The following is an 11,773-nucleotide window of genomic DNA, read 5'->3' as shown; positions in this document are numbered from 1 at the left end:
GCCGTCGAGCGATGCCGCCGCCTTGAGGCGAACCCAGGGGGTGTGGCGGATCATGCGGCTGAGGAATCCGATGTTGAGTGCGCGCGCCGCTTCGGCCTGGGGTCCGATCTCGACCTCGACGCCGGCGGCGCGCAGGCGCTCGAAGCCCTGGCCCGACACCAGCGGGTTCGGGTCGGCGATCGAGGCGACGACCTTGGCGATGCCGGCCTCGACCAGTGCGTCGCAGCAAGGGCCGGTGCGGCCGTGGTGGGCACAGGGCTCGAGTGTCACGAAGGCGGTCGCGCCAGTCGTCGATTCGCCGCGCGCCGCTGCATCGCGCAGCGCCATCACTTCGGCGTGCGGGCCGCCGGTGCGCTGCGTCTGGCCGCTGCCGACGATGCGGCCGTCGGCCGCCAGGATGACGCAGCCGACCGCGGGATTCGGCGGCGCCGTGGTGCTGGCCGCGCGGGCCAGCGAGAGGGCGAGGCGCATGGCCTCGTCGGCGGACAGCGGCAGGGTTGGGGAGGGCGTCGGGATCATGCTCGGGTGGGGCTTCAGCGGTTCCAGCACTCCGCCTTGAGTTCGTCCGAAGCGTCGGGAACGGCGAGCCCCCGCACACCGGCCTGGTCGAGCGTGTAGCCGCCGCACCGGTCGGCGGCCTGGGCGCCCTGGGGACGTGCGGTCAAAGTGTAGCCGCTGCCTTGGGCGTCCGCGGGCTCGAAGCCGATCCGATAGGCGCCCGAGGGCACGCGCTGGAGGGTTTCCGGAAAGGCGGCGGCGTCCGCCGGATAGAGGCCCGTGGCCGTCGCGACGCGTTCGAGCCAGTGAGCCGCCTGCAGCAGCCCGGCGCGGGCCTCGGCGCGCAGGCTGCGCTTCAGGTAGGCCTGGTAGGCCGGCAGCGCGACCGCCGCCAGGACGGCGATCAGCGCCACGACCATCAGCACCTCGGTCAGCGTGAAGCCGCGCGGACGCCGGGCAGTCATTGCAGCTGGCGCCAACTCGGGCGCAGCAGGATGCTGTCCAGCTGCTGCACGGGCGGCGCCACCGGCATGCCGGGCGCGGATACCGCCGTCTCCAGCTTGCCGTTGCGGATGCCCACGCTCAGGCCGGCCTCCACGCGCGAGGGCTGGCCGCTGCTCGTGCGCGGCAGGTGGGCGTAGAGCGTCGACCGGGGGGCCGAGCCATTGAGGATGTCGAGGGTGGTGCGGTAGCGGCGAGCGGGCGGCGGCGGGAAATCGGTGTCGGCGCTCGCGCTGACCGCCGGCACCTGGCTCCAGACATCGATCAGGTCGCCCTCGAACCAGTCCGGGTTCTGCAGCACCCGCTCGCCGGGCAGCGGCAGATCGAGGAACCAGCCTCGCCGTGCTTCGCTGCCGGTGTAGGGGACCGGATGGGAGGAGAGGGTGCCCGCGCCTTGGGCGGCGTCCAGTTGCACGGTCTGGGCTGCCAGGCGGCTTCGGCCGTCGGTGACCGCGCCCTGGCCCGCTCCGAATTCCAGCGACGCCTCGCCCGCAGGTCGCGCCGCTGCGCTGCGGCGCAGGATCGGCGTATCGTCATGGATGCCGTAGATCGTCTGCACCTGGCGCTCCGAGCCGTCGCCGGGCCCGCTTCGGCGGCCGGTCCCGAAGGCGATCTGCAGGCCGCCCTGGGGGTGGGGCTTCCAGACCGGCGCCGTGGTGATCGGCTGGTGCGCGGCCGCCGCCRATGCGTCGCGGGCCACGAACAGCGCAACGCCGCCGAAGGCCGTCTTCCAGCCGCGGGCGGCGGTCGAACGAAGGTCGAATTTCCACAGGTTGCCGAGCAGATCGCCCGCATAGGCGACGTCGGCCGTGCCGTTGCCGTCGAGATCGATCAGACGCGGCATGGCGAGCCCGTTGTCCCCGGCCGGGGAGGCGGTGATCTTGAGCAATTCCCGGTCGCGGTCGAGGTACTGGATCAGCAGCACCGCCTTGCGGTGGGCGCTGCGGGGGCCATTGCCGATGACCAGGGCCCAGCGACCGTCGTTCAGCTGGGTGATCTGCCGGCTGATCGAGGGATCGCCGGGTTCGGTCACGGGCTCGCCCAGGATCTCGCCGATGTCTTCGTCCATGGTGTCGGTGCCCGTGCGGTCCAGGACCACCCATCGGGCGGCCCCGGCCCTGTCGAACGCAGCCGGGTCGCTGACGTCGAGGACGAAGTAGCCCTTGCCCCCGGCGCCGAGAAAGCCCGCAAGGTAGGTTCGCCAGAGACCGGGATCGCCGCTGCCCGGGCCACCGAGGTACAGATCGCCGGCCAGCGGCGAGCCATCGACGAAGGGCTGGGGTCGGTCGTCCGGCCGTGTGAGTTGCGCCAGTCGGCCGTGCAGGCCATCGGGCACGTACGCGATTCTTTCCTCGCCGGTGGCGGCGTCGAAGCCGTGCAGCATGCCGTCGTTGGCGCCGACATAGAGCATCGATGGCCGCTGGCTCAGGGCGCGGCGGAAGCCCGCATGCGCTTCCATTGCATGGGCGGCCGGCGGTGGCCCCGCCTGGTGCCACAGCTTCGAATGCACGATGGCGCCATGCCGGGAGGTGCGGCGGCGCAGGGGCCCGCCCGGTGTGCCGCCCTGTTCCTTGCTGCGGTCTCCGCGCAGGTAGGCCAGGCGATCCTTCGCCATCGCCTCGTCCGCGGCAGCGGGAGCGCCGCCGTCGCCGAGGGCCATGAGTGCCGTCCGCTGCGCCTCGGACAGCGCGGCCCATTCCCAGGCGATGCCGGTCGCCGGCGCTCCGCCGCCCGGACTTCGGGCCGAGAGCACGACGCGCGATGCGGGCCAGTCGCTGCCGCGGGCATCCATCAGGGAGGCCGTGGAGCGCGGGCGTACCGGCCGGGCCGCGCCGGCGTCGCTGGCCGGGGTCGCGGGCATGACGCCCCACAACCCGGCCGTATCGAGGGTCGCGCTCCCGGACCGGAGTCGGTAGCCGGTGATCGATCCGGTCCAGCCGGGCGGGTCGAAGGCGGCCACGAACAACGCGGCCTCGTGGCGGCTCGAACGCGCACTGGCGGCCAGCGAGCTGACCTGCGCGGTCGCCCGCAGCCCTTCCGGCTGCGCGTCGAGCACCTGGGCCGGCAAGACGCAGGCCTGGATCGCCGCGGCGAATCCGCCGGCCTGCACTGCGAATTTCCATCTCATGGTTCAGGACCTCGTCTTCTTGCGCACCAGCGTGCTCTGGATCGCCGCCTGGGTCGTCGGCTTGCGCCCGTTCGCCACCACGGTGATCCGGTAAATGAAGGGCAGGGCGGCGTCGGGCGTGAAACGCTCGGCGGCGCCGCCCGCAGTCGCCGCCGCCGTGTCGCAGGGCAGCAACTCGACCCAGTACCAGCCGGGCGGCCGGGAGACCGCGACCTTCTTCATGCGCTCCAGCGCGATGCGGTCGGTCCAGAAGCGCGGCGGCACCTGGTCGGGGATGCAGATGCCCGCTGCGCACGAGGGACTGCGCTGGCCGAGCAGGTCCTGCAGCGCGAACAGCTCGGCAGGGCTGCCGGGATAGTGGCGCGCGTCGTTCGAAGCATCGGGCATGCCGGCCCCTTCGCCCAGGATGTCGGACTCGGCGTCGCGCAGGATTTCCTGCGCAGCCTCGAAGGCGCGCTGGAAATCGCCGTCGTTGCCGGTCGCCGCCTCGTCCAGCAGCGCAGTGCGGGAGGCCGTGAGCACCAGCATCGTGACCAGCAGGACGGTGACCATCATCACCAGCAGAGAGAAGCCGCGCTGTGGTGGCCATGCGGAGAGCGTCGCGTGCATGCCGCCTTCCTACCGGGTGCGCAGACGGAAGAGGTTGCGAAAGACCAGGTGCGTGCGGCCGGCACGCGGCTTGTCGGCATCGTCGCAGCCGCGGTAGTCCTTGGTTGCGCCCGCGCTGATCTCGCTGCCCCGCAGATCCAGGCAGACCTCGATGGCGGTGACTGCGGCCCACAGCTTGGCGCGCTGGACGGCGCCCGCATCCATGACCTGGATGCCGCTGCCGGTATCGACCCGGTAGCCGAGCTGGAAGTCCGCGACGTTGCCGATCACCGGTTGCAGGCCTTTGGCGCTGCGGCACATCAACTGTCCCTTGGCGTCGAGCGAGAAGGTGGCGCTGATCAGGTTCTCGGTTTCGACGTTGGCGCCGATGCAGTCGTACTGGGCCCAGATCCTCGGAGAGCCGCTGGCCGCAGGCCAGCGGGCGCGCGTGGCGGCCACCGAGACGCTGTCGCTGGCGCCGTCCGCGCCTTCGGTGCCGGAAATCACCGCCACGGCGTCCCCGGTCCCGGCGGCGTCGGGCGCGAAGGCGTACAGCCCGGTGGTTTCGTCGCGCACGGGCTCCAGCGAGCCGGCCTGGCGCAGTTGCTGGCCGATGACGTGCAGCGCATACGAGCCCTGCTGCTGCAACTGGCCCAGTTCGCTGACGCTGGCGGCCGCGCCGCGCGCCAGCAGCAGCGTTCCGAAAGCGGTTGCGATCACCAGCAGGCCGATCGCCATGCCCGCGAGCAGTTCGATCAGGCTCAGGCCCTGTTGCCGATGGCGCAGGCCAGGGTGAGCATCAGGGGTGGACATGGGCCAAATGACACAGGAGGCCGGCGGGACAACGCACACCGGCGGCCAGGCCGTCAACCCGGAAAGGCGCGTCGAGCGCCGGGTCGGACGGGCCATTCGCGTTGGCGTGCCAGGCGACCATCACGCCCAGTTGCCGCGGGCTGTCGCTCATCTCGAACACCACGCTGCGGCCCCGGGGCAGTGCGTTCGCGACCGCCTGCTTCCAGCGGGCGATGTCCCAGCGCGCGAGCGCTGTCGGTTCGCAGGCGGCCGTGCGGCAATCCGGGTGCGAAGGAGGTGGCAGGTCCCAGTGCGCTGCTTCGGCCGGCAGCGGGTGCATGTGCCCGGGATGGGTGCGAACGCGCTCGGCGAGATCCTCGATCAGGCGGATGGCCTGCGTCCGGTGGACGCTGGTCCGGGCATCGGCCAGGGCGCGCAGCTGCACACCGAGCAAGCCGAAGGCGATCAGCACGAGGAGGGTGAGCGACACCAGGGATTCGAGCAGCGTGATGCCGCGCTGCTCGCGGAACCGGCCAGCGTGCTTCAGCATTTTTCGGTCCCCTGGAGGGTCTGGAGCCGGCCGGCGGAGGACATGCACAGCACCCGCGCGGCGGTGCGGTCGGTGCTGCCCGGGGGCCTCAGCGTGAACCTGAAGGCGCCCAGGTTGTGGAAGCGGCCCCATCGGTTCAGGTTCAGGTAGGTCGAGGGACTGGGCACGCTCACCGTCACCTCGACGCCGCGCAACGGTGGCCAGGCCTGGATCAGCGCCTCGCCCGGATCGCCGTCGTCGTGGCCGTCCGCGAAGACCATCCAGCCGCAGCTCCAGTCCTGGTCGTTTCGGGGCGCGCATCCGCTGGCCGATGCCCGGCGCAGGGTGACGCGGCCGCCGCGCCGCAGCGCTTCCGACCGCGCGACATGGATCGCGGACCGGAGGTCTTCTTCGGCGCTGCGCAGCCGATAGCGCTCAAGGGTCCGGCCGAAGCCCGGCATCGCGAGCCCGGCAAGGATCGCGACGATCGCGAGCACCACCAGCAGCTCGACCAGCGTGAAGCCGGCCAGGGGCGTATCGGGCAGCGAAAGCTGAAGTGAGACGGCGCGGGGCATGACGCTTCGAATGCTAGAAGCGCCAGCACCTCCGCGTGGCTTCCGACGGCTCGCCGGCCCGGTCTTCGGGCCAGGCGGTCGGACGGCGGCCGGGAACGACGATTCGCGACAAAGTTGGCAGCAATCCAAACGCGCCCGGCGGGCTCAAGGCCCGGCGCGGCGCCGGGCCGCCGGCACGGCTCAGATATCCCTGAGCAACTGCCTGAATTCGTCGACGTCCTCGAAACTCCGGTACACCGACGCGAAGCGCACGTAGGCCACCTTGTCGAGCCGCTTGAGTTCCCGCATCACCAGTTCGCCGACCTTGGTCGATTCGATCTCGCGCAGCCCGCTGGACAGCAGTTTCTGCTCGATGCGCAGCAGCGCGTTGTCGATCTGCTCGATGCTCACCGGCCGCTTGCGCAGCGCCAGCATCATCGAGGCGCGCACCTTGGCGGTGTTGAAGTCGGCGCGGCTGCCGTCCTTCTTGACCACGACCGGGAAGTTGACGTCCGGCCGCTCATAGGTGGTGAAGCGCTTGTCGCAGGCGCCGCATTGGCGCCGGCGCCGCACGAAGTCGCCGTCTTCCGACACCCGGGTCTCGACGACCTGGGTTTCGAGGTGACCGCAGAAGGGGCACTTCATGCAGGGCGGCTCGTGTTCAGGCGTAAACCGGGAAGCGACTGGTCAGCGCATGCACCTTGGCGCGCACCGCGTCGATGTTCGCCGCATCGCGCGGGTTCTCGAGCACGTCGGCGATCAGGTTGGCGGTGGCGCGCGCTTCCTCGTCCTTGAAACCGCGGGTGGTCATCGCCGGCGTGCCGATGCGCACGCCGCTGGTGACCATCGGCTTCTCGGGGTCGTTCGGGATCGCGTTCTTGTTGATCGTCATGTGGGCCGCGCCCAGCACCGCCTCGGCTTCCTTGCCGGTGATGCCCTTGGCACGCAGGTCGACCAGCATCAAGTGGCTCTCGGTGCGGCCGCTGACGATGCGCAGGCCGCGCTCGGTCAGCGTCTCGGCGACGATCTGCGCGTTCTTGACCACCTGCTGCTGGTAAGCCTTGAATTCCGGCGACAGCGCTTCCTTGAAGGCCACGGCCTTGGCCGCGATCACGTGCATCAGCGGGCCGCCCTGTAGGCCCGGGAAGATGGCGCTGTTGATCGCCTTCTCGTGCTGCGACTTCATCAGGATGATGCCGCCGCGCGGGCCGCGCAGGCTCTTGTGGGTGGTGGAGGTCACCACGTCCGCGTGCGGAACCGGGTTGGGGTAGACGCCTGCGGCCACGAGTCCCGCGTAGTGCGCGATGTCGACCATGAAGATCGCGCCGACGTCCTTGGCCACCTTGGCGAAGCGCTCGAAGTCGATGCGCAGCGAATAGGCCGAGGCGCCCGCGATGATGAGCTTGGGCATCGCATCGCGCGCCTTGCGCTCCATCGCGTCGTAGTCGATCTCTTCCTTGGCGTCCAGGCCGTAGCTCACCACGTTGAACCATTTGCCGCTCATGTTGAGCGGCATGCCGTGGGTCAGGTGGCCGCCTTCGGCCAGGCTCATGCCCATGATGGTGTCGCCGGGCTTCAGGAAGGCCAGCATCACGGCTTCGTTGGCCGAGGCGCCGCAGTGCGGCTGCACGTTGGCGGCATCGGCGCCGAACAGCTGCTTGACGCGGTCGATGGCCAGTTGCTCGGCCACGTCGACGTGCTCGCAGCCGCCGTAGTAGCGGCGGCCGGGGTAGCCCTCGGCGTATTTGTTGGTGAGCTGCGAGCCCTGGGCGGCCATGACGGCCGGCGAGGCGTAGTTCTCGCTCGCGATCAGCTCGATGTGATGTTCCTGTCGGGCGTTCTCGGCCTGGATGGCAGCCCAGATTTCAGGATCGGTCTGTTCGACCAGGATGTTGCGGTGGTACATGGCAGTCCTTCAAGACAATGGTCCTTGTTCTTCAACCAAACAAGGGCTGCCCAGGCGAACGGCTGAACACCTGCCACGAAGACCGCAGGCGGCACGCTTCCCAGTGGTAGTCCACGTCAGCGCAATGCACCTGAAAAGGGTTGCGCCTATCGCCAGTCGCGTGCCGGCCGAGTGTAGCCGACAGCGAGAACCGCCGCGGCCAAAGACCTAGGAATCCCCCAGCAGGGCCACTTGCGGATCGGGTTCGACGCGCTTCGGTGCCGGCGGCACGACCACCTGGACCGGGTTGGCCCGCAGCGTCGGCGGCGTGGCCGCCGGGGTGCGGCCGGCCGCGACCTGCCGCAGCCGCTCGTGCTCGGCCAGCACCTTGCCCGCATAGCCGCCGTCGTCCGCCAGGTTGGCGGCGCCGACGTAGTAGCGCAGGCCGCCTTCGAGGGAGCCGGCGCGGGCGATGCATTCCTGCAGCACCTTCACGCCCACGCGCATGTTGGTCACGGGGTCGAAGGCGGTCAAGGTGCCGCCGGCGCTTTCGTACTTCTCGCCATGGACGCGGGTCATGACCTGCATCAGGCCCTGTGCGCCCACCTGGCTCTGGGCGAAGGGGTTGAAGCTGGATTCGACCGCCATGATCGCGAGGATCAAGGTCGGGTCGAGCTTGGTTTTCTTGCCGAGCTCGAAGGCTTCGGCCACCAGGGCGCTCAGCGGCTCGGCCGCCACGCGGTATTTCTTGCTCAACCAGTAGGCGACGGCGGCCTGCTGCTTCGGCAGCACGTGCGGGCTGGCCGCGGTGGTGCGCTCGATCGCGGTGGGTTCGAGGTCGGTGGCTTCGGGCACGGGCTTGCGCGACTGCAGCCAGCCCATCAGCTGTTCCTCGCCGGTCTGGCGCAGGTCCGGGCGGGCAGCCAGCGCCAGCACTGCGAACACGGTCGCCAGCCCCAGCAGGGCGAAGCTGTTGTGGGTGATTTCGAAGAAGCCGTCGACCACGTCGGACACGAAGGTCCGTAGCCCGCGGGCTGTGGCATCTAACGCTTGTTGCATCGCTCTTCCTTTCTGTGCGGCACCCGTTCGCAACGTCAAGGGGACGAAAGCAGAAAGGGGAGCGGCGCTTGGATTGGTACGAATCAGGTCCGCGCGAAATGGGGAGAGAGCGCGGCCGCCTGATCAAGCCGGCAGATGCCGGCAGCGGATTCGGAGAGCCCGGCCGCCTTGCGATCCGGGAAAGGTTGGCATTCTAGGAGTGGCTAAATACCCGGTCAAGAATAACGACTTGGCTTGTTATTCTAATTTCGATGTAAAAAGATGTATGAAATAGTACGCGAATCGGCGCGGCAAGTTTCATTGAAAACGCGATTTGCAAACCCTTCGCGCAGCGCTTAGGCTGAACATGCCTGAGCTTTCAGGCGTCTACCAAGGTCCAGTAGCCGAAGGAGTCATCCGACGGTTCAGCGGCTGAGGCCCAACGGTGGCAATCTCTTGCTGCCAGCATGACCGGAACGATTGAACTTCTGGTCGAGCGAAAGGATGGCATGGGCGTTGCGCCCGCCATCGAGCCCGGTGGCACGACTTCGCGTCGGGTCGCCGGGCTTTCTCATTTGGGCATCGCTTGGCGTTTGGGGCACACTCTCCCCTCGATGAATGCTGCTTTGCTGAAACAAAACAAATGGGTGCGGCGCGGGGTCCTGGCATTGCTGATCCTGCTTTCCGTCTGGTTGATTGCCTGGCTCGCGGTGCCGCCGATCGTCAAGGCACAGGTGCAAAAGATCGCCAGCGAGAAGCTGGGCCGGCAGGTCACGGTGGGCAAGATCGACTTCAAGCCCTGGACGCTCGAAGTCGCGGTGCACGACCTGCGCATCGCCACCGCCGACGGCAGCCAGCCGCAGGTGGCGGTGAAGCGGATCTACGCCGATGCCGAACTGCAGTCGATCCTGCGCCTGGCGCCGGTGATCGACGCGATCAGGATCGAGGCGCCCTCGATCCAGCTGTCGCACCTGGCCGATGGCCGCTACGACATCGACGACATCCTGGCCAGGCTCACGCCCGCACCGGAGCCGCCCGATGCTCCCAAGAAAGCGCCGCCGCGCTTCGCCATCTACAACATCGCGATCACCGACGGTGCCGTCGATTTCACCGATGCAACGGTCAAGCGCAGGCATGAGCTGCGCGATTTCGCCCTCAGCGTGCCTTTTCTCAGCAACCTGGCCTCCCAGCGCGAGATCAAGACCGAACCGAAGCTGGCTTTCGTCCTGAACGGCAGCAAGTTCGATTCGGCGGCGCAGTCGACGCCCTTTGCCGACAACCGCAAGACCGACGCGCACATCAACTTCCAGGGGCTGGATCTGGTGCCCTACCTGGGCTACATCCCGGGCGGCCTGCCGGTGGCGCTGCAGGCGGGCAAGCTCGATGCCGACCTCAGGATCGATTTCGAGCAAGCCGCCACCACAGGACTCAAGATCACCGGCAGCATCGCCGCGAACGGCATCAAGCTGGCCGATTCGAAGGGGCGCGACCTGCTGGGCTTCGATTCGCTGAAGATCGCGCTGGCCGACGTCCGGCCACTGGAGCGGGCGGTCCACCTGGGCGAAGTGGCACTGGCCGGGCCGGACCTCGTCGTGGCGCGCGACGCGGCCGGACGGCTCAACCTGCTGGCGACCGACCCTGCGACCGGGGCGAGCGAGAAGGTGGCGGCGGTCCCGGTCTCGGCGCCGGCGGACGACGGCGCGGCCAAGGTGCCCGAGCCGCTGGCCTGGCGGGTCCAGGTCGACAAGGTGGCGCTGAGCGATGGCCGGATCGGCTGGCGCGACCAGACCACCCAGCCCGCCGCCGCCATCGACGTGAAGCAACTGGCGGTCGAGGTCCACGCCGTGGCCTGGCCGATGGAGAAACCGGCCACCTTCAGCGGCTCGAGCTCGATCGGCGGCGCTGCGCTCAAGTTCAACGGCGAGGCCACAGACCGGCAGGCCAAGGTCAGCACCGAGGTGGATGCGCTGCCGCTGTCGCTGGCCGCGCCCTACCTGGCCCAGAGCCTCGAACCCACGCTGGACGGCAAGCTGAGCGGCAAGATCGACGTCGAGTGGAGCGGCCCCGATCTCAGGTTCAAGGCCCGCAGCGTGGTGGCCGAGGGACTGGCGCTGACCCAGGAGAAGACCGCGCTGGCGAGCGTCGGCCGCTTCGAACTGGCCGATGCCGAAGTCGACATGACGAAGCACACGCTGGCGATCGCCTCGTTCACCGCTTCGAACCCGAAGGTGCGCATCGAGCGCGACGACCAGAAGCGCTGGATGTTCGAGCGCTGGCTGAAGGCGCCTGCGGGCAACAGCCAGGGCGTGGCCGAGAATGCGAAGGTCGCAGCGCCCAGGAGTCCGAAGGCGGGTGGGGGAGCGGTGCCGCCGGGCGCCAACACGACGCCGTGGGCGCTGGCCATCGGCACGCTGGCGGTCGACAACGGCACGCTGTCCTATGCCGACAATGCCGGCTCCACGCCGGTGGCCTTCGAGATCAGCGCGCTCAAGCTCAACGCCCAGAAGGTCACGCCGAACACCGCCACGGTGTCGCCGCTCAAGCTGTCCGGGCGCATCGCCGCCGGTCGCGCGGAGCCTGGCCGCTTCGAGTACGACGGCAACCTGGTGCTCAAGCCGATCGCGGCCGAAGGCCGGCTGGTGCTGGCTTCGATGCCGGCCCATGCCTTCAAGGCCTACTACGCGGATGCACTCAATATAGACATCCGCCGCGCCTTCGCGAGCTATCGGGGCACGGTCAAGGTCGCGACCCTGCCCGCGGGCATGAGCGTGCGCCTGGCCGGTGACACGGCCATCGACGATTTCCGTGCCAACAGCGTGGTGCTGACGCAGGCGCCGGGCCTCTCGACCAACCGGCAGCTGCTGAGCTGGAAGACCCTGGGCCTGCGCGGCCTGGAGGTGAACATGGTCCCGGGCACGCCGCTCACGGTCGATGTGCGCGAGACCTCGCTGAGCGACTTCTTCGCCCGCGTCATCATCGATCCGACCGGCAAGCTCAATCTGCTGTACCTGGTCAAGAAGCCCGGTCAGCCGGTGGAGGCGGAAGCGGCAGCTGCCGAAGTCGAAACCAAGCGCACCCTGTCGGGCACCACCACGACCACCAGCCGCCCACGCTCGGCGCGCTCCTCCGCTCGGGTGCCGCCAGCGGCGGCGCCGCCGGCGGAGCTGATGGTCGGCGGCGGTGCCGCAGCCCCGGCCCCGGCGCCGGTGGCGGCCGCGGCGCCGGCCGAGGCCGACAGCGGCCCGGCACCGGTCATCACC

General features: G+C 69.4%; 11 protein-coding genes and 1 riboswitch. Of the genes, 1 reads left to right on the top strand and 10 read right to left on the bottom strand.

Features of this window, described 5'->3' with window-relative positions; genetic code table 11:
- The 10 genes from ribD to AC1D2K_RS18500 form a co-directional block, all read right to left on the bottom strand.
- Positions 1–471 (bottom strand): bifunctional diaminohydroxyphosphoribosylaminopyrimidine deaminase/5-amino-6-(5-phosphoribosylamino)uracil reductase RibD (gene ribD / locus AC1D2K_RS18545; RefSeq protein WP_478090302.1); only part of this gene is annotated, 471 nt, incomplete at its 3' end.
- A gap of 62 nt (positions 472–533) precedes the next feature.
- Positions 534–962, bottom strand: coding sequence for a type IV pilin protein (locus AC1D2K_RS18540; protein WP_478090301.1), 429 nt, complete (start codon positions 960–962; stop codon positions 534–536).
- Positions 959–3,127 (bottom strand): pilus assembly protein, encoded by a 2,169-nt coding sequence (locus AC1D2K_RS18535; RefSeq protein ID WP_478090300.1) that lies wholly within the window; start codon positions 3,125–3,127, stop codon positions 959–961. The genes AC1D2K_RS18540 and AC1D2K_RS18535 overlap by 4 nt, the downstream gene beginning before the upstream one ends.
- Before the next feature lie 3 nt (positions 3,128–3,130).
- Entirely contained in the window at positions 3,131–3,736 is a 606-nt protein-coding gene (locus AC1D2K_RS18530; RefSeq protein ID WP_478090299.1) for a pilus assembly PilX family protein, read from the bottom strand.
- A 9-nt stretch (positions 3,737–3,745) separates the two neighbouring features.
- Entirely contained in the window at positions 3,746–4,528 is a 783-nt protein-coding gene (locus AC1D2K_RS18525; protein ID WP_478090298.1) for a PilW family protein, read from the bottom strand.
- A complete protein-coding gene (locus AC1D2K_RS18520; RefSeq protein ID WP_478090297.1) occupies positions 4,515–5,057 on the bottom strand; it encodes a type IV pilus modification protein PilV in 543 nt (180 codons plus the stop codon). The genes AC1D2K_RS18525 and AC1D2K_RS18520 overlap by 14 nt, the downstream gene beginning before the upstream one ends.
- Positions 5,051–5,611, bottom strand: coding sequence for a GspH/FimT family pseudopilin (locus tag AC1D2K_RS18515; protein ID WP_478090296.1), 561 nt, complete (start codon positions 5,609–5,611; stop codon positions 5,051–5,053). Before AC1D2K_RS18515 ends, AC1D2K_RS18520 begins: the two co-directional genes overlap by 7 nt.
- Positions 5,612–5,791: 180 nt before the next feature.
- Positions 5,792–6,235: a transcriptional regulator NrdR gene (nrdR, locus tag AC1D2K_RS18510; protein WP_442282704.1), complete on the bottom strand. Its 444-nt coding sequence runs from the start codon at positions 6,233–6,235 to the stop codon at positions 5,792–5,794.
- Between the two features lie 16 nt (positions 6,236–6,251).
- Positions 6,252–7,496, bottom strand: a complete 1,245-nt coding sequence (gene glyA, locus AC1D2K_RS18505) for a serine hydroxymethyltransferase (protein WP_478090295.1) — start codon at positions 7,494–7,496, stop codon at positions 6,252–6,254.
- A 41-nt stretch (positions 7,497–7,537) separates the two neighbouring features.
- Positions 7,538–7,666: riboswitch (ZMP/ZTP riboswitch) on the bottom strand.
- Between the two features lie 37 nt (positions 7,667–7,703).
- A complete protein-coding gene (locus AC1D2K_RS18500; RefSeq protein ID WP_478090294.1) occupies positions 7,704–8,534 on the bottom strand; it encodes a lytic transglycosylase domain-containing protein in 831 nt (276 codons plus the stop codon).
- A gap of 605 nt (positions 8,535–9,139) precedes the next feature.
- Here AC1D2K_RS18500 and AC1D2K_RS18495 point away from each other — a divergent pair.
- A partial coding sequence (locus AC1D2K_RS18495; RefSeq protein WP_478090293.1) for a DUF748 domain-containing protein occupies positions 9,140–11,773 on the top strand: 2,634 nt, incomplete at its 3' end.

This window comes from Variovorax sp. P1_H12_2, assembly GCF_056405335.1.
Note: the sequence above shows the minus strand (reverse complement) of the source record. Positions and strands in the feature narration are given on the sequence as shown.